This window comes from Bradyrhizobium sp. CSA112 (genome assembly GCF_029051645.1).
Taxonomy (GTDB): Bacteria; Pseudomonadota; Alphaproteobacteria; order Rhizobiales; family Xanthobacteraceae; genus Bradyrhizobium.
Genome location: NZ_JAACFS010000043.1, coordinates 1 through 19,320, shown reverse-complemented (window position 1 = coordinate 19,320; position 19,320 = coordinate 1). Strand labels below are relative to the sequence as shown.

Genomic DNA, 19,320 nt, shown 5'->3' with positions numbered 1-19,320 from the left:
CATGTTGCGTATCCATGCAAGCCCAGAAGCCGGCGTGACGACCTACGCGCAAGCCAGTGGCCCGGCGCGGTCGGTGAAGGGCGCATTCTCCAGCACGAGATCGGCGCGATTTAAAAGGTAGTTCAAGAGTGACCGACGGAAGAAAAAAGTACCCGCCGTTGAACCGGCTGGAGCCCTGCTTGGGCTTTTCGGAGTGCTCTCTCCGTGGTCCAAAAACGTCCATTGTGGTTGCTCCTGCAATGTGAGGTTTGCGGGCTTGTTGAAAAGCGGACCTTGCGTTTGACCGGCCGTTTCATCCGACCGGCCGACGTTTATCATCGACAGGCAACATGCTTCCGTCATCTAGCGGCTCTGGTAGTTGACTGGAGCACAGCATTTTGCATGCCCACCATGGAAGAGAAGACAGGCGCCGATTTTGCTGCAAACCACGTCGGCGCAAACCAGCCCGCCAACCTGATTAGAGGCGCAAAACTCTAGTTCTGAGTGGTCCAAACTTCGGTCTCGCGGCACGCCAATGATAGACTCTACCAATTTTGGGAGGAGATTGCGGAGCTCAGGCCAGTTATAAGGACCTCGAGGCCCGTTGGAATGGGGCTCGTCGACGAGGCTGGCAAGAAGAGACCTATGGCAGGAGACGACCACTTTGCAAACGGAACGTCAGTCTTCCTGGATCGGACCTTGCTCGCTCTGTCCGCCGTAACCACCGCAGTCTCGCTTGGCTGCAATACTACAGCAGTTTCGGTCTCAATCCCGGCAGGTAGCGATATCGCAGTGCTTCGCATGGCGAACGTCACGTTCACCATAGCGCTGAGCTGGATTTGCAGCTTCCTCGTGGTCCGGGGGCCCCTGGACGGCGGGCCGGCTGCATGCCGCGGTGCTATCGGCAGGAATCGGCAGGCTCGCATTGGTCAACCCTTACCTCTAGCTGCTCGCCCCAGCTACTCCGCACTAACGTCTCAATCACTTATGAGGCTACTGGCCGACCTGCCGGGGCGCATCCGCCGGGTGTTGGGGCGGGTCCTGGTCGGCGTTGGCGGCTGGTGCTTGTTCACGGTCAGGCCGACACCGCGGCGGCCATTGCCCTCGTCGTTACGCTCTATGTCGTCCTTTGTGCCGAAAATCGCTGCAGTACCACATTCAATCCGTCGCCCCACGAGGAGCTGTTTATTCGATGATCCGATGGCGGACTTTTCATGGCCTTTTCCATCAACGGATTTGTCCACACGCGACTCGACGCATCGGCATCTTGATGCGGACGTCAAGGGACCAGACTTATGAAGTGCCGGAATTGCCAGACGCAATTGCAACACGTGGTCCTTGATCTGGGACACGCGCCGCCATCGAACGCCTATCTTTCGGAAGCGCAGCTCCACGAACCGGAGACGACCTTTCCGCTCAAGATCTTTGTCTGTCACGCGTGCTGGCTCGTCCAGACTGAAGATCACACCGCCGCCGACGAATTGTTCTCCAGCGACTACGCATACTTCTCCTCGACGTCGCAGAGCTGGCTGAAACATGCCAGGACCTATTGCGAAAAGATCGCCGAGATGCTGCATCTGACCCGAGACAGTTTTGTCGTCGAGGTCGCCTCCAATGACGGATATCTTCTCAAAAATTTTGTAACGATGGGCGTACCATGCCTGGGCATCGAGCCGACCGCCGGCACGGCCGATGCTGCCGAGCAGATTGGCGTGCCGGTGCTTCGTGAATTCTTTGGCGCAGCCACCGCTACGAGGCTGGCGGCAGGCGGGCAGCAAGCAGACCTGATCTGCGGCAACAACGTCTATGCCCATGTGCCTGACATCAATGACTTCACGTTGGGCCTGCGTATTCTACTCAAGCAGGGAGGTACGGTGAACCTGGAGTTCCAGCATCTCAAGAACATGATTGTACAGAACCAGTTCGACACGGCCTATCATGAGCACTTCTCGTACCTGTCGCTGACGGCGGTTATCCAACTCTTCGAAAAGGCCGGTCTGCGGGTCTTCGACCTTGAGGAGCTCCCGACGCATGGCGGTTCCTTGCGCATCTATGGCTGCAACAAGGATGATCCGCGCAAAACAACGGCAGCGGTCACGGCCATGTTGGCGGAGGAGACAAGGCTGGGGCTGCAAGACCTCGGTTTGTACCTTGCATTCCAGCAAAAGGCGGACCAGGTAAAGAACGACTTCCTAGCTTTCCTGATCGAGCAGAAGCTCGCCGGCAGGTCGGTCGCCGCGTATGGCGCGGCTGCCAAAGGCAATACATTGATGAACTATGCCGGCTTGAAACACGACCTGATTAGCTTTGTCTGCGACGCGGCAGCCTCGAAACAGAACAAGTTCATGCCCGGCAGCCACATTCCGATCCTTCACCCAGCAGAACTCGCGAAGCGAAAGCCAGATTGGGTGGTGATCCTGCCCTGGAACATCGCTGCCGAGGTGATGCAGCAGCATGAGCAGACTAGGAGGTGGGGCGGCAATTTTGTCATTGCGGTTCCCGAACTGAAGGTTCTGACATGAAGGTCTTGCTGACCGGCGCGATCGGATTCATCGGGCGGCAGACGAACATGATGGTCATGTACCCTCCTTCCCGCTTGGCACTTTGTGGGACGTCTGATGATATCGAATACGTCGAAGGTTTGTCGGGTGGCTTCCGCTTCGACGATCCGATGTTTTCTATGACACGGCCTGAACCGGTGACAATGTTTTCGCCCAAAAATGCGGCCCGACCATCGCTCGCAGATCGCGAGCTCTAGTTACCCCGGCAGAAACGAGATGCCAATGAAGCTCGACGTAAGGGAAATTGAGAGGAAGCCTGCGATTGACCTGTATCAACTGGTCTGCGAGCTGTTTCCAATCAACCGTAGTCAAACCGGCTCAGGAGTTCGCAAGACCCTGAGCATCATCGCCCGCCATATTGATCTCGAGATCAATGAAGTCCGAACGGGAACTTCTGTTTTCGACTGGCACGTTCCAATGGAATGGAATATTCGCCACGGGTCGATCTCCTCGGTGGGCGGAAAATGCTTGGTCGACTTCGCCAGCAACAATCTTCATGTTCTTGGATATAGCAGGCCGGTGCAGGGCGTGTTCACGCGTGCCGAACTCGCGCGGCACATCCACACGCTGCCTGATCAGCCAGATCTTATTCCATACAGGACTGGCTATTACGCCGACGATTGGGGCTTCTGCCTGCCTCATAATCTCTGGCAGACCATGAATGATGACGTCTATCATGTCGAGATTGACAGCGATATCTCGGCTGGTGCACTGACGTTTGGTGAGTGTTTCGTTCCCGGCGAGACGCCGAACGAAGTTTTGCTCAGCACCCATGTCTGTCATCCCAGCCTCGCAAATGACAATCTTTCGGGAATCGCAGTCATGACCGCTCTGGCCATGCGGCAGGCGCGCCAAAAGCGACGGCTAGGATATCGATTTCTTTTCCTTCCAGCGACGATCGGCGCCATCACCTGGCTCGCCCGCAGCGAGCCGGTATTGGCTAACATCAAGTATGGCCTCGTGCTGACGTGTTTGGGTGATGGCGGGCAATTTCACTATAAGCAGAGCCGCAAGGGGGCGACGATCGATCGGGCCGTGGCACATGTCCTCAGGCATTCCAGCCTCCGCCATGAAATACTGCCGTTCGCCCCCTACGGATATGATGAGCGGCAGTTTTGTTCGCCTGCATTCGATCTGCCGGTAGGCTGCCTTATGCGCGGTGTACATGGTGCTTTCCCCGAATACCATACGTCGGCAGACAATCTGGATTTCGTGAAGCCGGAGGCCCTCGATCAATCTTACTCGGTAATAGAGACGGTCTTGGACTTACTTGATGCGGACTGCACGTATGAGCGCGTCGACGGTCGATGCGAGCCTCAGCTTGGAAGACGCGATCTCTATAGAACGATCGCTGGGCAACGCGAGGCGGGCGGCGCCACGCAGATGGACCTGTTATGGTTGCTCAACCTCGCGGATGGCGACCATAGCCTGTTGGACATGGCGGTGCGGGCCGACATACCCTTTGCTCGGCTTGAGTCCGCCGCGCGGATCGCACTGGACGCAGGGCTTGTCCACGCACGTTCCGAGTGATCGAAGCGGGTCGAATGATACACCATCACGCCGCGAGTTCATCTTTCCGGTGATCGGCTCGGTGGCGTTGTGGATGTTAAGTGTCCGGGCCGCCGACGTAGCGCCGTCTCGGAGTTTTTCCGCCTGGATGGCGACGAAGACATTCTTTGTCGACTTGGCCGACGGCCTATGCATTGCCTGTGCAGATTCTACGCAATACCTGATCGAGCATGCTCGAAACCCGATGTCGAAGCCTATCTGGGCCCGGCGGCCCCCTATGCAAGTCCTGTTCGAGCTGTCGCGATTGCGGAAGCTGAACCCGGCGTTTTGCGAGGTTTCCTCTTATGATGATGCGCTTGGAAACGCGCGCCGCGTGGCGACACGCAAGCCGCAGCCCGGATCATTATCGGGACGAGGCCCACAGGAACCACGCGTTCGTGGTAACCGAGCAACGGGTGACGCCCCGGCGGTCATGCCGCGGGTCGGGATCGATACCATTCCACTGTACGGCGCAGGCCCGCGTGCAGCGTTGTCGACGGGTTCCAGCCGATCAATTTGCGGGCAGTGGCAACATCGGCTTTCAGTACCCGCTCGAGCGGTCGATCGGGAACTGCCCCGAACAGCGGTTCGGGCGCACCGGGAATCAATGCTCTTAGCTGCTGTACAATCTCCCGGATCGTGCACACCTCGCCCCATCCAAGATCTATCACACGGCCCTCGGCGCCAGATGCGTGGGCGCACACTATAAGGCCATCGACCACGTCATCGACGTAGATCCAGTCAACCGGCCGGACGCCGCTGCTCAGCTTGGCACGCTCGCCGCGCAAAAAGGTGGTGATAATGTAGGGGACCAGCTTCGTGAGGTCCGCCTGCGCCGGGCCGTAAACCATGGCGATCTTCGCGATGACGACCTCGGTCTGATACAGCGCCTCGAACATCCGAGCATACGCCGACGTAGCCCCTTTTGCCGCGGCATAGGGCGAGGAAGGTATGTGATCCGGGTTATCCGGCTCTTCAACGGAGCCCGCGAACACGATCCGGCCGGCGCCGCTTTCAGCGGTGACCAGGAGCAGATTGAATGCGGTGAGGAAGTTGTTTTGCAGGATCGGCAGCACCATTTCGAAACTGCGCGAACCCGTCACCAGACCAGCGAGGTGATAGGTCGTGTCAGGCCGGACAGTCCGGATCAGTTCTCGCGTTGCCTGCAGATCGACCAGATTGACGTTCCACCAACAGATAGCGGTGGCGCGTCGGGCATTGCTGACATCTCCGCCAATCGATTGCCACCAGGCCGGTACGTCGGCCGGTGGCTGGCGCGAGACCGCGTGTAATTCGACGCCCAAGCCCGTGAGCCTCTTGCAAAGCTGGGATCCAATGAAGCCTCGTGCGCCAGTCACCAATACCTTTTTCATACCCGCATCCTAATGGCAGAAATTGCAATGGCGCATCAGGTCGGACGATGAACACGGCGAATTGCCGTAGACACCCCGGCGGCCGATCGCCACAAGTCAAAGAGCTCGGCACGAAGCTCGGACGGATCCTGGAGATCGGCCTCGATCTGCATCACGGCGTCGCCACGGGCATGCTTATCGTCGACGAGAACCGATCGCTGAACCCCGACATTCTTGCTAAGGCGGATGGCGCTTATGCAGGACTCCATGCCCGCGAGTTCTGTCCAAGTCAGACCACTTGAACGGTCAGCGCTGAACACGAACTCAATTGTGCCGATCCCCGCCTTCGTTTCGCTCAGACGGCAAATCCGACCGTTCTCTCGATCGCACCGGATCCATTCACGGTTCTCGTAGCACTTGTCGGAGGTGACGGTGAGTACCGCGCGGACCGAATCCATCTGCCGACCGACCTGCAACAGATGCGCCGTTCCCATGACATTTGCGCGATAGGTCTCGGATGGATTGGCATAGGAATAGGGTAGCAATGGTTGTGCCGCGATGTGGGTAACGATACCGGGCGCAGCGCTACGAAGCGTGCCGACCAAATGATTGCAGTTGGTCACGTCGCCCAGAATCGGCCCCATGCCGGCCAGGCGAGCGATTTCAAAAAGGCTGGGCGTCGCGGATGGCGGCGTCAGCGCGTACCCGGTCACCGTGACGCCGAGACGTTGCAGCCAAAGCGCGAGCCTTGAGCCTTTGAAATCCGCGTACCCCATGAGAAAGACGCGCATGCTCGCCCGGAAGCTGCTCATTTTTCCCACACCTTCCACGGAGCGTTGCCCTCAATCCAGAGCGCTTCGAGGAACGACTTGTCACGCAGAGTATCCATGGGCTGCCAGAAGCCGTGGTGCTGGTAAGCCGAAAGCTGTTGCTGCTCGGCCAAGGTCGTGAGCGGCTCGTGCTCCCAAACAGTGGAGTCATCCACCAGCAGGTCAAATACTTTCGGGGAGAGCACGAAGAAGCCACCATTGATCATTTCCCCATCACCCCGAGGTTTTTCCTTGAAGCTGGCGACACGGTGATCACTACAAATTTTGAAGGCGCCGAAACGGCTAGGCGGATAGGTCGCGGTTAGAGTGGCGAGCGTACCCTGGCGACGGTGGAAGGCGATCGATTTGGATATGTCGATGTCTCCCACACCATCGCCATAGGTCAAGCAGAAGGCGTCCTCATCCGTCAGGTAATTAGCAACTCGCTTGAGCCGACCACCCGTCATGGTCTTCTCGCCGGTATCGACGAGCGTCACCTTCCAAGGTTCGGCATGATGCTGGTGGACTTCCATACGGTTTTTCGTCATGTCGACGGTGACATCCGACACGTGCAGGAAGTAGTTGGCGATGTATTCCTTGATCAGATAACCCTTATAGCCACAGCAGATCACGAAATCGTTGATGCCATAGTGCGAGTAGATTTTGAGGATGTGCCACAGAATCGGCTTGCCGCCGATCTCGATCATGGGCTTGGGCCGAAGGTGGGTTTCCTCGGAGATTCGGGATCCGAGGCCGCCCGCGAGGATCACAGCTTTCACTACTGGCTCCACTTCCGGCCATCCGGCCGTTGTCGCCCGAGTTCACGGCAGGATTGCTCCGCCAGCGCGACGGGGCGTACGGGCTTGAACAGAAACTGCCGAGCATGTGGAGACCTCCCGTCGAGGACGGGGAGATCGAACGTAGCGGCGGCGACGTAGTTCGCCTGCCCAACTCCAAAGGAAGCCATGACATCGTTGTCCAACTCGTTGATGAGGTCTCGAAACGGAAGAAGGCCAGCATCGGGGGCTGAGGTGTCGTTCATGTATGGCTCCTGCCTGTTTCCTTCTTCCAATTCGCAGGCCCGGGGATAAATGCGCTGCGCAGGCCGACAACGCGTCCAGTCGGTAGCCGCCCTCCTGTACGATGCAGATCGGCTTGCCGATCGCGGCCAATGCCAAGCCGATTTCTCGGTAGACGTCTGGCGGAAGCGTCCAGCCGCCATGCGGATCACCGATTGCTCAAAGCTTGTCTCGCTTGCTGCCATCTTCATTCCCTGCTGCGAACGGTCTAATCCATTCTACGAGAGGACTAAGCTGCGCCTAAATGCGGCGGCGTGACAGAATACTGACGTGGATGCTCTGCTTCCGTTGAATCTTCTTTGGCCAAGCGCTGCCTCATTCGGGCGGCTCACGAGTTGATCTGCCTGAGACCTGCCACGATTGAGTCCACGATGTGCTCGCCTACGTCGGCGAATTGGAATCATGAGGTGCTCAGCCCAGAGGGCGGACGATTGACAGGCCAATGCGCGAGGCCTTTGGGCCTGCGGCTGCGATCACACTGAACAGTCCATCATGCTATCTCCAAGAGAAATTATACTGGATCGAGCCTGCGCACGCGGCATTTCTGCGACCGGCGAATCGGCGCATCAAGTTCGTTTGCGAAAGCGGACCCTTGGTTGATGTTATATGCCGAAGTCTTTGCATGTGATGCTCGCGCCACGTGGTGTTCGATCGGCCCAACGTTCACCAATAATTGCCGTGTCTTTCATTTGGATCAATCACTAGCGTTGGTAGTTGACGGCAGCGACGCATTAATCGCGTCGGCTGATGGCCGACATGCGCACTGTGCCGACCTGACGCTGTGAAGAGGACCAGAGGTCATCATGCCATGCGAGCCCGACGGGAGCGGGTGGTTCTCCAGGCGTGCCGTGATGCTCTACGACCGACGGGCCTTGCTGGGCGGACCCGAGATGTGGTCTGCGACCCGGCCTGTTCCCCGCAATAACGTGCCGGCGATCTTCTTCCCCGCGGCTGCGCCGCTCCTCGCGCAGCAACAAGATCGCCGCACGCCATCCTCCGCATGCGCGGCAGCCTGACGGTGCGGGTCGGCCGTCCCGGGGCTCAAGATCGCCACAAGGCCGCGATGGTCGCAGGCTTTCACAGCACAGGAGATCCACCATGTCCCAGATCGGTTCGTTCACCGGCAGCAACGATGGCACCTACACCGGCATCACCAAGACGCTTGCGATCAACGCCAAGGCGCGCCTCGTCCCCAGCGAGCCCGCCTCCACCAGCGACAAGGCGCCAGACCTGCGCGTGATCGTCTCCGGGGTCGAGATCGGTGCCGCCTGGCGCCGGACCTCGAAGGACAACCGCACCTACTACTCGGTTAACCTCGACGATCCGTCCCTCACCGCGCCCGTCTACGCCAACCTCTTGGAAGGCGACGATGGCGAGTTTGCGCTGATCTGGTCGCGCTGACCGACACCGCGGTGCCTCGCAACAGGCGAGGCACCGCGGACCGCAGCCCGTTATTATGCGGAGCGGCGCAGCGACAAAAGACCTGGAAAACCGGGACTAACAGCCAACGACTTCGCATAATCCCACGCTACGCATAATCGGCATTAGCCCCCAAGATGCGGAAGTGCGGCCCTTCAGAGGGTTCTCGACGCGGACCAGCTTGGCCTTGGCATTGAGAGCGAGGTGCGAATCGAGCCGGAAAAGCCATTGCCGTTCAAGGTGAAGGTGCCGATGGTCGCCATTATCGTGTCTTTGTTTTCACTTTCCCGGGCCGCGCCCATCGCGGCCTCGATGGCTGGCGACAGACCGGAGGCGGTCGACTCGCACCCGAGGGGGCCGGCCGCTTTAGAGGGCGTCCAGGGTGCGACTTTCTTGTCCTGCGCGAGGAATTGATACGCGGCGTGGATGCTTACCATCCAAAAAATCAATTTTACCAATGTTGCGGAATGTTGCATTGGCAACAGCACCTGACGCCCCACCGATCACGTCACTGCTTCTATCGGCGACGCGGCTCGGCTGAGGAACGGCGTCGCGTTCGCGTCGAGGCGCCTGATGGAAGCCACAGGATGGCAGATCAAACTCGCGAAGGAACATCGCCAAAACCAAGGAATACCCGCGGGCGGCGGCGAGACAACGGTCGCCACGGAACTTACCTTGCGTGGCATCCAGTCGCCGGAGTTGACGGACCTCATCTACGACCTGGAACAGTCCAACGGCATGCAGATCGAGATGAACACGGATGATGCCTGGTCGAACCTCAAGCATATCGGCGACACGGTTGAAGCTGTCCACGGCTTCCTCGCTAAGAAGGCCTGAATGGAGAGGAGCGTCGTCATTACCGGAATGGGCGGGCTGTGCGGCCTAGACACCTGCGCCGCCTCCATCTGGAAAGAGATGCGCGAAGGCCGCACCGCCATCGGCCCGATCGTCGATTCCGAGCTTTACGAGCTGAAGGTCAGGATCGGCGCCGACCTCAAAGCGCTATCGGAGCATGACATCGACTGCAAGCAGCTCGTCGATCTCGACGCCACGTCCAATGTGCTGCGCCAGCGCAAGGTGCGCATGGCGCTGAACAACGCCTCTGCCTTCGGCGGCACGAACGGTTCCGGCGTTCGGCCAAGCTAGTCAGGAGAGTGTCGGTTCACCGTCTGGCGGGTTGACGGCCGCGTGGCTTCGCGCGTGGTGCGCGTCTTGCTTATCGAGAGAAAACACACGTAACAGCCAGCCTGCCTTTGGAATCACGCTGCAGGCTGTCGGGTTTCCGACATCGTCGTCTTCAATCGGACACGGCTGGCATGAAAAGCTCGTCTGATGCCGTCGCCTCTCAACGCGCGACGGCTCGGTGTTCGAGTTCGTATGGGAAGGAGCGTCATGACCACCATCGCAACTGCGGCGTCCGCGCGGGCGTCGCGAACTTGGTACAAAATCCTCTACGTTCAGGTGCTGATCGCGATTCTGATTGGCGTCCTCGTCGGTTGGCTGTGGCCGTCGCTCGCGACCAACGAGTGGGTCAAGGCGCTCGGTGACGGCTTCATTAAGCTAATCAAGATGCTGATCGCGCCGATCATCTTCTGCACCGTAGTCTCGGGCATCGCGCACATCCAGGATGCGAAAAAGGTCGGCCGGGTCGGCCTCAAGGCGCTTGTCTATTTCGAGGTCGTCTCCACCTTTGCCTTGGTGCTCGGCCTGGTGATGGGCAATCTTTTTCAGATCGGCCACGGCCTTGCGGCCAAGCCCGATGCCGCAGCCGTCGCCAACTACGTGAAGCAGGCGGAAGCCTCGAAAAGCGTCGATTTCATCCTCAATATCATTCCCGACACCGTGGTCGGCGCGCTGGCGCGCGGCGATATCCTGCAGGTGCTCTTGTTTGCGATTCTGTTCGGCTTCTCGCTGATGGCGCTGGGTGAGCGCGGCGCAAAGTTGCGTGGCATGATCGACGACGCGGCGCACGCGGTGTTCGGCGTCATCGCCATTGTCATGAAGGTAGCGCCGATCGGCGCGTTCGGGGCCATGGCCTTCACGATCGGTAAGTTCGGACCATCGGCGCTCGGCAATCTGATCGGTCTCGTCGCGCTGTTCTATGCTACGGCCGCGCTGTTCGTGGTGGTCGTGCTCGGTCTGATCTCGCGCTTCGTCGGGTTTTCGATCTTCAAGTTTATCGCCTATATCAAGGATGAGCTCTTGCTCGTGCTCGGCACCTCGTCCTCGGAAAGTGCGCTGCCGCAGTTGATGACGAAGCTCGAGCGGCTGGGCTGCTCCAAGCCGGTGGTCGGCCTCGTGGTGCCTACCGGCTACTCCTTCAACCTCGATGGCACCAACATCTACATGACCTTGGCAACGCTGTTTATCGCTCAGGCGCTCGGGGTCGATCTCAGCTTCGGCCAGCAGCTGACCATTCTCGTTGTGGCGATGCTGACTTCGAAAGGCGCAAGCGGTATCACCGGGGCCGGCTTCATCACGCTCGCGGCGACGCTTTCAGTGGTTAATCCAGTGCTGGTGCCGGGCATGGCAATCGTGTTCTCGATCGACAAATTTATGAGCGAGGTGCGCGCCCTTACTAATATCATCGGCAACGGTATTGCCGCGGTGTTCGTGGCCTGGTGGGAAGGCGAACTCGACCAGGCCACGCTGCATGCGCGGCTTAACCAGAAAATCGATCCCAACGACGGCGAGACCTCGAACACGGCAGGGTAGGCGGCTGCATTTCTAACCGGCATTCCAGGGCAAGTCGAACTCGGGTGTAACCGGATTCGCGGGTCTTAGTGGTGCAAGTCGGTAGCAGCCGATTTGGATTGCGCACCCGGAAACCTCTCGCCGCGATCTCTGGATTGCCGGTTCGCTCGCTTCGTGAGCGCCCCGGAACGACGTCTAAAAGGCTGCCCGTGACACAAGGGGAAGAAACCCCCGGTTTGCCGGGCGGTTTCTCAGGAGTGCCGAGTATGAACGGCTGCTTGAAAGTGGAAGTCTTCTATCCAACCGCATGAGGGCAAAGGGTTAGCGAAGTGCAACGAGCCATCGCGAAGGGGGTCTGAAGAAGCCGTGGAGCAAAGCCGCGGAGGGACTAATCTAAAGCGTGATGAGGTTAGCTTAAATCGATTCGGGGTTCCCAAATCAGGAGAATTCTGATTTACCATGAGGCTCGGCGTGAAGGCCAGCATGGATGGGAAAGCCCTACTCTGAGGATCTTCGGAAGCGGGTCGTTGTAGGTTCTTACCGGCGGATTGTCCCGGAGCGAGGCGGCTAAACAGTTCGGTGTTGCGGTCAGTCAGCACCGCCGTAGGATGGTTGCGACGGCATCGGAAGACCGGCAGCGTGGCGCCCGGCAGGATGGGCGTCCACAGGCCGAAGGCGATTTCCGGCGAACATCGTGTCGGGGTTTTAGGACGAATCAAGGAGACTTCACCTTGCGCGGCTTGGTCGCCGAGCTCGCTGATCGCGGGCTGAAGGCTGATTACCGTTGAGTGGGAGTTCGTCCACGCCGAGAAGCTCAGCTTCAAAGAGCAAGGTGGTGGCTGGCGAACGCGACCGTCCGGACGTCGCCAGACGGCGAACGCAGTGGATCAAATTCAAGATCGCCTCGAACCTGAGCGCTTGGTCTTCAGCGACGTGATCTGGAACGGATTGATATGGCGGCCTTGCGGGGGTGGGCGCCCGGTAGCGAGAGGAGTCCCAGCAAGATTCCGCACGGCCGCTGGAAGACTTCCTGGCCGCATTGCACCTGCCCGGATCGAGGCTCCATGGTTTCTCGAGGGGCCGAACGATCGCGAGAGTTTCCGCCTCTTGTCGAGAAAGTCCTCCTTCCGACGCTTCGTCCCGGCGACACCCTAATCAACAATCGCAGCAACCACAGAGGGAAAATCGTGCTCAGCTTACCCGCCTCGCCAAATTTTACATAAGTCCCACTCTCGTGAACCCAGAGCCGCTCCTTAAGCACGAGCGACTGTGTTTATAGCTCCGTCTCCGTGGTGGAGACTTTCGCAGATATGGCGGGCTCGACCTAGGACGCCACGACACTCAAGTGATCCGCAAGCCTTGCGAACAGCTCTCGCTTTTCCTGGTCAGTGCCAGGTCGCTGATCAATTTGCATTCGGCTGCATCAGTGCGGAGCTTTTTCAAGTGCTTCTGCAGGTCTTTCATCGGTATGCCGTGGAGCGGCCTATTCAGACCAATTAATCGGGATGTACTTCAGCTCCCGCCGGTCCATTTCCGAACGAAGCAATTCAGCATAGGTGCGCAGATTGTTACCACCAAAGCGGCAACGTCCGGCGTTCGCGCAACCGGCCAACACTTGCCGGCGCACACCTCCCAAAGAGACAATAAGCTCTCATCCTTCGAGCTTGAAAAGTCATCCGGACGCCCCAATTCTTGCGCGCAGATGCTACAGGCGTCTCAAGGGCCGGAGCGTTCGTTTTGGACATTCCCGCGCAGAAACCAAGTATCCGTTGCACATTAGCCACACGCGTTTTTCGGTCATCCGCACTACGCCTATCACGCCGGTTCGAACAGAACAGCTGGGTTTTACAGCTTCTGCCTTTGATCGTTCCACATGTTGCCAGCTAGCCGCTGTGGCCCAGACTCATCAGTTGGCTGCGATCCCATTTCGTGCTCAAGGAATAATTTGACTGTGTAAGCGGTCGCGCAGTTCAAAGGAAGTGAGCGATGGAGGTGGCATATGTATTCGGCTCTTGTCGGGACACTCATTTTTCTGAGCATCGGCATACTATTGGCCCATGCGATGGATGCTTTTCGCTCGGGTTCGTGAGAGCAATGCTCGATACGGACGATCCGCTCATGCAAACAGTGCTGCGCCTGCCTCAGTTCTGACGACGGATCGCGCCCGGTGAAGCGATCGAGTGCTTCTCTCAGAGCGCCGTCATGCGTGCGGAGGTCCTCTCCCGTAAGCCTAGGCATGTCGGCGGCGTCGCCCTTAGCCGCTCCGGAGATCCGGCGGCGACTTCGGCGATCCGAAGGTGATCCGGAACTTCGGCGAACTGACCAGGATCTGATCGCGCGCGGGGATCGTATTTCTTCTCGCAAGTTTGCGCGAGGCTGAGAGCAGACCTAATCAGGAAGTCGCCTATATAGGTGCCGTCTAGCTTCTAGTTGAACCGCCTCAGCCAATCCTTTCAAGATCGAGTAAGCACCTTTCAAGGTTGTCATACGCTTCGGCTGAGAACCTTCTTGTTCGTCTTGCCGCTTCGCTCAAGTGCCTGCAGACCCTCGTGAGATCGCTCGACGCATCCTCTGGGATAAAGTTATGTTTTCGAGCGGCATCATTTCGGAAAAGAACGCGTTTGACGCTGTCTCCTCGGACCCGGCAGCCCCTCGAAGTTGAGCTCCACGAGTGGGACCAGGCCTTCGCTTCCGTCCTTGCAACACCCTTCCCATGCTCGTGATCAGCGAGCTGAACATCCTGTACTCGTCTCGACCGAAAAGGCCCATCTAGGCTACCTTCGCGCAGCTCTCGGACCTGGCCTTGATTGCCTGGTTGACAAGCGCGTCGTTCTTCCATGTGTGCAAACGGACGCCGTGCTGCGAACCGGCTGGTGATGCGGTGGCAGAGCTCAAGGAGACCAGGCAGGCGCACATCACCGTTTGGTGGAATGGCGGTTCTCTCGGCGGCGCAGCCTTTCGCGAGAGGCTCTATCCCACGCGGGACATACTTGTCACCAACGCCGACGACGGCGTTGGCCGCAGAAGACTGTTTGATGATTGAGAAGATGCCGACAAAGATGTAAGCGGTCATCACGGCTGCAAGTAACAGATTCTCGATCGTCGTGACGGGCGCGGCTCAGACGCGACGATAAAGGCGAATATGTGAGATGCCGCATAAATCTGTGGTGCAGCGGGGTGCGAATTGCGGCGCTGGCTTGCGCGGCTCGCGAGATCGGGTGCTACTTGATGTAGTCCGAACAATTCGAAATGATCGATCAGAAACGTGCTTGTGAACACGAATATCCAGCCGACGAATGAGACTGTCGCAGCCGTCACCGCGCCATAGCTTCCTCGGCCTGCCGAATGCCACTACCAGATTAGCAGCATGAGGCTCGCAGCGATAAGTACTTCGCTCAATGCGCTTCGGCACTTATTGTGTCCAGGAGTCTTTGAAGCGCTTGCGCGTCCTGACGCTGTGTTGGATGGCAAACGGAGCCATCCGCCCCCTCTACGGCAAGCGATTCGATGCATGTCTGCTGGCCCGTGTCGATCGTCTTCGGCACGACTTGGCCGCTTACGAAACAGACAACAGATAGAATTGTGATGAAGAAAGCGATGTCCGCGGCCGATCCATAGAGAAAACTGGCGATCCTTGAAAATCGAATTCCGGACGACTCCTGGATAATGCGGTGGGTTGGGGTCATGATCGACTCCGCTAAGCCAACACTGCCCCACACAGTGGGCGCTAAAGAATACTGAACTCACGGCTCAAAGCCCTGACGAGGCACTTGGTTTGTCAATAACACGATAATAGGTGTTTTTGAGGACAGAATCGTCCGGAATCTGCTCAACAGGGCCTCTCGATCCTGGTAGCTGGACGGTATGCGCGATTTCCATCGCGGCCAGGTCGCGGTTCATGAAGTCGCCGTAGACGCCCCAACCGGCGACGGCGATGCCGTTGCGCTCCTTGCATTCGGTCAGGATGTCTCGAATATGCCGGTCATTGTCGGGACCGATCGGGTCTGGCATCGCCATCCAGTCTTGCGGTTCGGTCGCGCGACCTGCGCCGAGATTCCACACGATCAGAGATCCGCAATTCATCGTTTTCGCGCGATAGACGCCGCGAACAATCGTCGGGTCGTCAATTTTGTGATCGGCTTTCGAAGGGTTGAGCATGCCGAGCACAAGCGGCGGCAAGTTCGCATCCCAATCCCTGCGCAGATCGTAGCGATACAAACCGCATGACGAGATGATCGCGCTTTTCATTGCTTCCATCATATCACCGCGGCGAGTAGGAGATGCTGATCTAGCATCGGCCGTTCAGATCGGTAGCCGATATCGATGAGGATGCTTTCGGCCTCTCGAATGTACCAATCGTAATCGACGTCATTCGGAAGCGCGTCGGGGAGTTCCATGAGCGGCTTTGCACCGTCGCTGCGCGCCACTTTGTTGCCATTCAGTTTGTAGTTGATCGAGCCGCTGGCGTCCGTCGAGTAGTACCAGCGGATCACCTTGCCGAGATACTTGCCGTCTTTCACGGCGCCGCCTTTGACAGTGCGAATGGTGACGAATCGCCGAATGTCTCGACAGGCGTGAATGGTTTTGAAGATCGGTACCCCTTGGTTACATACTCGACCACGGCGTCAGAGCAGACCTCGTCGAGCGGCGACGGCCACGAGCTCGCGACGATCCTGGGTTCAGCGTATGCGCCCTTCTTCCTGACAGAGCCGTCGGGCTTGACGGCGATGTAGTTGTTCACGTCGCGGGAATAGAGCGCGCTGTATTCTGTTTCCTCAGTCTCAAAGCCGGTCAGCCGCTCCCACTTCGCGATCACCGCCGCCAGGGCGTCTTCTTCGTCCGTAGGGCAGATGATCACGATGCCGTCGGTGTTGGCGCTGACCACGCGGAAGCCGGCTCGCTCGACCATCTCGATCAGCATGAGCAACGACAATTGGCCGCCGATCGTCACTTGGATCATCAAGTCTGGCGCAAACAGAACCGACCACTTGGAGCCGAGCTTGCCGAACGCGCCGTTGTTGACGATCTTCAGACTTCCCGAGACGTCGTCGTTGGTCTTCAACTCCTGCTTCAGCAGTGTGGCTTCGTCGTTCGCCCGCTTGATCAGCTTTTTGAGTTCGTCGACGCGATCCTTCGCCTTGTTGCGCCGCTCAACAGACGATCGGAAGACCCGTAAAAAGATCGGCCCGAGATGCTGCGGATACAGGCCGAGGTTGAGGATGATTTGCGGGTAATAGCCGCGTACGTCGCGGTCGACGATCCTGGTGTGCGCGTCGGCTCGATGCGCGATCGTCTTCTCCGATGAGTGCAAACCGCCGATGCCCACGCGGTAGATCGAACTGCCAATCTTAATTTTGGCCTTCTTCAGAACGTCCGGCATAATGACCTTGCCGCTCGTCGAGATCGCGAAGTCGGCGGCGCGAACGTTGTCGAGAACTGCGTTGAGCTCGGTCGATCGATAGTGAATGAAGTCGGGAACCCTGTACTTGTAGTGCTTGCCTGGCGTGATCTTTGGCTTCTTCGGTTCTTCACCGGTTAGCCGCTTCAACTCTTTCTTGATCACGGCCTCGGCAATTTGCGCATCCGATTTGGAGCGTAGATCCACTCCGTACTGCTTGGTCATCTGCTCGCGAAGCGTCAGTTGCTCCTTGAGCGTCTGCATCAGCAGGCCGGTGGCGGCAAGGTCGTTGACACAGTAATCCGATACGACGTCCATCTCGTCGTGCGTCAGCACGGCATCTTCGTCCACGGGCAGATATTGCATGCGCCTGCCGTGCATTTTGCCGTTGTAAATCTTGAGGCTGTTCTGCCCTGGCGCGATCTCGATCAGGTCGACGTGATCGCACTCGATCAATTGAAAATCGTAGGCGCGCGAGATTTCCCAGGGCTTGGCGTCCTCCTGAATGATCTCATTGGCGATTTGCTTCAGCGCTTTGTTGCTGAAGCCGGCGAGGGCTGCCGAGACATCGGAATATCGAACGGGATGGAGTTGAAGCGACGGTGCAATATTCGTCGAGCACCTGGCGCAGCTTCTTGCGATCGAGGACGCACCGGTCGGACTTCTCCAACCGAAGCACTTTACCGGTCTTGACCGATTTGAACGCCGCCAGGAAAGTAGTTAATGTACACTTCCGTGTCGAACAGCGCGGCATCTGCAAGCGACGTCTTCATGGAAGCAAACCCAACTGTCGGTTGTTTTTTGCGAATTCGCCGAAATGCTTGATCGCGGCGACGTCATAGGCTTTTGCCCCTTCAATCTTGTCGACGAAATATCCGAGCTTGCCGGCGGCCTTATTGACCTGAATTTGAACGAGATATTTCTGTAGCTTCGGAACCACGAAACCCCTTTAAATCCGCTCGTGTTGTTCTTATGGAGACGACGATTGCGCTGGTCGGAAGGTGTGCAGTCGCGCAACTCGACAATGGCGTTGTGGGAGCGCTCTCCGTGGCGATGATCGAGGTCGTCGGTCGGCCAGTGGCCATGCGAAAGCGCCCAAATCACGCGGTGAACGGTCGAATAGTATTTGACTCCGTCGATCGCGAAGGCGATCTGCAAATGACCGAGACCGTTATCGTTTCCGGCCTGCTTACCTGCGAATCGCTTGTTCCAAGCTACAATTCGATAATGGTCGACAGCGCGCCTGCGCCAGAACAGCAGGCCGCGCTTCGCATCACAGCGGAATAGCCGCTGCAATACTTCGACCGATACTGCTCGCTCGTTTTGTTGTCGGGACCGTTTCATTGGCCGATGTGGTCAGAGAGAAAGAGGGGTGCCGGTTTCCCGACACCCCGAAGACTAACCGAGAAGGTCTTCAACGATAGCTGGTCGACAGAACGCGTCGCTTCACTCGCCACCCTCACGAAGACACACCGGGATGGCTATAATCTCGGCGTTCGCCTTGGCGAGCCGTCGTTTTTCAACGATTTATACCTTCACTGCGTCGATCTCGACATCCGCGACCCCGACAAAGCCGATGAGGCCTGGGGCGCGTTGCTCGAATTGATTCCGGAAGCGCGTTCGCTGCCATCGGTCATCTCGGGATCGATGGGCGAGAGCCGCCATCTGTATTTCCTGACCGATCGACCATTCCCGTCGAAAAAGCTGCGCCACTCCACAGAAAAAATTATCGGAAAAGACAAGAAGGCGCATTGGGCCTGGGAGATCGAGCGCTTCGGCACCGGCAAGCAGGTCGTCGTGCCGCCCTCGATCCATCCGACACCGGCAAGCGCTACAAATGGGAGCGGAATTGGCCTGTGGATCTCGTCGAGCTCGGCGTCGGTCCCGTCATTCCCGCGTCCCGGGTCGCCGGCTGGGAGCCACCGAGTAGGGACGAAACCGACGTCCGGACCAACGCGCTCGGCCTCTCGGTCGCCGAGGCAAAGGATATTCTCGCCGATTTGCCGACCGACACCTGGCGCGAGGACCGCGACGGCTGGTTGCAGGTCGGCATGGCGCTGCTTCACGAGTTCAACGGCAGCAAAGAGGGCTTCAAGGCCTGGGCCGAGTTCTCGGCCGCCTCCGACAAATACGATCCGGAAGATCAACGGCGAGTTTGGCGCTCATTCCGTCAATCGAACAAGCCCGTTCGCATGGCAACGCTGTTGTCGGCCGCGAAGGAAGTTCGATTGATGAACGCCTTCTACGATCTCGGCGATGAAGATGAAATTGACGGGGACGATGCCTTGGTTAAGCCCGGCTAGGAGCCTGTCCCTATAATGGACTTAGGATTAAGCGAAGCGGGTTCTGAAGCTTTTTTTGGGGAGACAGGTTCTCCTCAGCGTGCGGCGGCGAGTTTTGCGAGGTTGTGGGCGATGCAGATCATGGCCCATTCGGCTTTGACCTTGTCGATGCTGCGCAGGAGGAACTGGCGGAAGCCTC

General features: G+C 58.3%; 20 protein-coding genes and 1 pseudogene. 10 read left to right on the top strand and 11 right to left on the bottom strand.

All coding sequences use genetic code 11. The features are described 5' to 3' along the window. Window positions 1-1,274: 1,274 nt before the first annotated feature. The 3 genes from GWE18_RS37110 to GWE18_RS37100 are packed head-to-tail and all read left to right on the top strand — an operon-like array spanning window position 1,275 to window position 4,070. Entirely contained in the window at window positions 1,275-2,501 is a 1,227-nt protein-coding gene (locus GWE18_RS37110) for a class I SAM-dependent methyltransferase (RefSeq protein WP_275190580.1), read from the top strand. Beyond that, window positions 2,498-2,737, top strand: coding sequence for a hypothetical protein (locus tag GWE18_RS37105; protein ID WP_275190579.1), 240 nt, complete (start codon window positions 2,498-2,500; stop codon window positions 2,735-2,737). The genes GWE18_RS37110 and GWE18_RS37105 overlap by 4 nt, the downstream gene beginning before the upstream one ends. 25 nt (window positions 2,738-2,762) lie before the next feature. Then, window positions 2,763-4,070, top strand: coding sequence for a DUF4910 domain-containing protein (locus GWE18_RS37100; RefSeq protein WP_275190578.1), 1,308 nt, complete (start codon window positions 2,763-2,765; stop codon window positions 4,068-4,070). A gap of 449 nt (window positions 4,071-4,519) precedes the next feature. On the opposite strand, the gene GWE18_RS37095 is transcribed toward GWE18_RS37100, so the two are convergent. Genes GWE18_RS37095 through GWE18_RS37080 form a run of 4 tightly spaced genes read right to left on the bottom strand, consistent with a single transcriptional unit; the run spans window position 4,520 to window position 7,291 of the window. Beyond that, the gene (locus tag GWE18_RS37095; protein ID WP_275190577.1) at window positions 4,520-5,461 is read right to left on the bottom strand and encodes an SDR family NAD(P)-dependent oxidoreductase; all 942 of its coding nucleotides are present in this window, start codon (window positions 5,459-5,461) and stop codon (window positions 4,520-4,522) included. Between the two features lie 35 nt (window positions 5,462-5,496). Next, the gene (locus GWE18_RS37090) at window positions 5,497-6,252 is read right to left on the bottom strand and encodes a GDP-mannose 4,6-dehydratase (RefSeq protein ID WP_275190576.1); all 756 of its coding nucleotides are present in this window, start codon (window positions 6,250-6,252) and stop codon (window positions 5,497-5,499) included. After that, complete coding sequence (rfbF, locus tag GWE18_RS37085) at window positions 6,249-7,028, bottom strand: glucose-1-phosphate cytidylyltransferase (protein ID WP_275190575.1); 780 nt, start codon at window positions 7,026-7,028, stop codon at window positions 6,249-6,251. The genes GWE18_RS37090 and rfbF overlap by 4 nt, the downstream gene beginning before the upstream one ends. Beyond that, window positions 7,028-7,291: a hypothetical protein gene (locus GWE18_RS37080; protein WP_275190574.1), complete on the bottom strand. Its 264-nt coding sequence runs from the start codon at window positions 7,289-7,291 to the stop codon at window positions 7,028-7,030. Before GWE18_RS37080 ends, rfbF begins: the two co-directional genes overlap by 1 nt. 1,135 nt (window positions 7,292-8,426) lie before the next feature. Between GWE18_RS37080 and GWE18_RS37075 the strand changes: the two genes are divergently transcribed. Continuing rightward, window positions 8,427-8,729 carry a DUF736 domain-containing protein gene (locus GWE18_RS37075; RefSeq protein WP_275190573.1) on the top strand — a complete coding sequence of 101 codons (303 nt, stop codon included), beginning with the start codon at window positions 8,427-8,429 and terminating at the stop codon, window positions 8,727-8,729. A gap of 173 nt (window positions 8,730-8,902) precedes the next feature. Here the strand turns inward: GWE18_RS37075 and GWE18_RS37070 are convergent, their stop codons facing one another. Further along, window positions 8,903-9,223, bottom strand: a complete 321-nt coding sequence (locus tag GWE18_RS37070; protein ID WP_275190572.1) for a hypothetical protein — start codon at window positions 9,221-9,223, stop codon at window positions 8,903-8,905. 97 nt (window positions 9,224-9,320) lie between these two features. Here GWE18_RS37070 and GWE18_RS37065 point away from each other — a divergent pair, with 97 nt between their 5' ends. From GWE18_RS37065 to GWE18_RS37050, 4 genes and pseudogenes are all read left to right on the top strand, one after another. Continuing rightward, complete coding sequence (locus GWE18_RS37065; protein WP_275190571.1) at window positions 9,321-9,584, top strand: hypothetical protein; 264 nt, start codon at window positions 9,321-9,323, stop codon at window positions 9,582-9,584. Next, window positions 9,585-9,794 (top strand): annotated as a pseudogene (locus tag GWE18_RS37060) (beta-ketoacyl synthase N-terminal-like domain-containing protein); the annotation flags it as partial. A 345-nt stretch (window positions 9,795-10,139) separates the two neighbouring features. Next, window positions 10,140-11,462 (top strand): C4-dicarboxylate transporter DctA, encoded by a 1,323-nt coding sequence (gene dctA / locus GWE18_RS37055; RefSeq protein ID WP_057902640.1) that lies wholly within the window; start codon window positions 10,140-10,142, stop codon window positions 11,460-11,462. 2,782 nt (window positions 11,463-14,244) lie between these two features. Next, the gene (locus GWE18_RS37050; RefSeq protein ID WP_275190570.1) at window positions 14,245-14,484 is read left to right on the top strand and encodes a hypothetical protein; all 240 of its coding nucleotides are present in this window, start codon (window positions 14,245-14,247) and stop codon (window positions 14,482-14,484) included. 352 nt (window positions 14,485-14,836) lie between these two features. On the opposite strand, the gene GWE18_RS37045 is transcribed toward GWE18_RS37050, so the two are convergent. The 5 genes from GWE18_RS37045 to GWE18_RS37025 all read right to left on the bottom strand — a co-directional run bounded on the left by GWE18_RS37045 (window position 14,837) and on the right by GWE18_RS37025 (window position 17,779). Further along, entirely contained in the window at window positions 14,837-15,127 is a 291-nt protein-coding gene (locus tag GWE18_RS37045; RefSeq protein ID WP_275190569.1) for a hypothetical protein, read from the bottom strand. 64 nt (window positions 15,128-15,191) lie between these two features. Further along, complete coding sequence (locus GWE18_RS37040; RefSeq protein WP_275190568.1) at window positions 15,192-15,689, bottom strand: DUF1643 domain-containing protein; 498 nt, start codon at window positions 15,687-15,689, stop codon at window positions 15,192-15,194. Window positions 15,690-15,697: 8 nt separating this feature from the next. Continuing rightward, window positions 15,698-15,961 (bottom strand): hypothetical protein, encoded by a 264-nt coding sequence (locus tag GWE18_RS37035; protein ID WP_275190567.1) that lies wholly within the window; start codon window positions 15,959-15,961, stop codon window positions 15,698-15,700. Further along, a complete protein-coding gene (locus GWE18_RS37030; RefSeq protein WP_275190566.1) occupies window positions 15,958-17,295 on the bottom strand; it encodes a hypothetical protein in 1,338 nt (445 codons plus the stop codon). The genes GWE18_RS37035 and GWE18_RS37030 overlap by 4 nt, the downstream gene beginning before the upstream one ends. A 313-nt stretch (window positions 17,296-17,608) precedes the next feature. Next, entirely contained in the window at window positions 17,609-17,779 is a 171-nt protein-coding gene (locus tag GWE18_RS37025; RefSeq protein WP_275190565.1) for a hypothetical protein, read from the bottom strand. Window positions 17,780-17,886: 107 nt separating this feature from the next. Between GWE18_RS37025 and GWE18_RS37020 the strand changes: the two genes are divergently transcribed. Together GWE18_RS37020 and GWE18_RS37015 are read left to right on the top strand one after the other, a co-directional pair. After that, window positions 17,887-18,126: a hypothetical protein gene (locus GWE18_RS37020; protein ID WP_275190564.1), complete on the top strand. Its 240-nt coding sequence runs from the start codon at window positions 17,887-17,889 to the stop codon at window positions 18,124-18,126. Window positions 18,127-18,695: 569 nt separating this feature from the next. After that, window positions 18,696-19,142, top strand: a complete 447-nt coding sequence (locus tag GWE18_RS37015) for a PriCT-2 domain-containing protein (RefSeq protein WP_275190563.1) — start codon at window positions 18,696-18,698, stop codon at window positions 19,140-19,142. A gap of 74 nt (window positions 19,143-19,216) precedes the next feature. Here the strand turns inward: GWE18_RS37015 and GWE18_RS37010 are convergent. After that, the coding region (locus GWE18_RS37010; RefSeq protein ID WP_275190603.1) for a transposase at window positions 19,217-19,320 on the bottom strand (104 nt) is incomplete at its 5' end.

Bases quoted from the DNA above. Each gene is read 5' to 3' on its own strand.
- GWE18_RS37110 (WP_275190580.1), top strand. From the start codon at position 1,275: ATGAAGTGCCGGAATTGCCAGACGCAATTGCAACACGTGGTCCTTGAT.
- GWE18_RS37105 (WP_275190579.1), top strand. From the start codon at position 2,498: ATGAAGGTCTTGCTGACCGGCGCGATCGGATTCATCGGGCGGCAGACG.
- GWE18_RS37100 (WP_275190578.1), top strand. From the start codon at position 2,763: ATGAAGCTCGACGTAAGGGAAATTGAGAGGAAGCCTGCGATTGACCTG.
- GWE18_RS37095 (WP_275190577.1), bottom strand. From the start codon at position 5,461: ATGAAAAAGGTATTGGTGACTGGCGCACGAGGCTTCATTGGATCCCAG.
- GWE18_RS37090 (WP_275190576.1), bottom strand. From the start codon at position 6,252: ATGAGCAGCTTCCGGGCGAGCATGCGCGTCTTTCTCATGGGGTACGCG.
- GWE18_RS37080 (WP_275190574.1), bottom strand. From the start codon at position 7,291: ATGAACGACACCTCAGCCCCCGATGCTGGCCTTCTTCCGTTTCGAGAC.
- GWE18_RS37075 (WP_275190573.1), top strand. From the start codon at position 8,427: ATGTCCCAGATCGGTTCGTTCACCGGCAGCAACGATGGCACCTACACC.
- GWE18_RS37070 (WP_275190572.1), bottom strand. From the start codon at position 9,223: ATGCAACATTCCGCAACATTGGTAAAATTGATTTTTTGGATGGTAAGC.
- GWE18_RS37065 (WP_275190571.1), top strand. From the start codon at position 9,321: ATGGAAGCCACAGGATGGCAGATCAAACTCGCGAAGGAACATCGCCAA.
- dctA (WP_057902640.1), top strand. From the start codon at position 10,140: ATGACCACCATCGCAACTGCGGCGTCCGCGCGGGCGTCGCGAACTTGG.
- GWE18_RS37045 (WP_275190569.1), bottom strand. From the start codon at position 15,127: ATGACCCCAACCCACCGCATTATCCAGGAGTCGTCCGGAATTCGATTT.
- GWE18_RS37040 (WP_275190568.1), bottom strand. From the start codon at position 15,689: ATGAAAAGCGCGATCATCTCGTCATGCGGTTTGTATCGCTACGATCTG.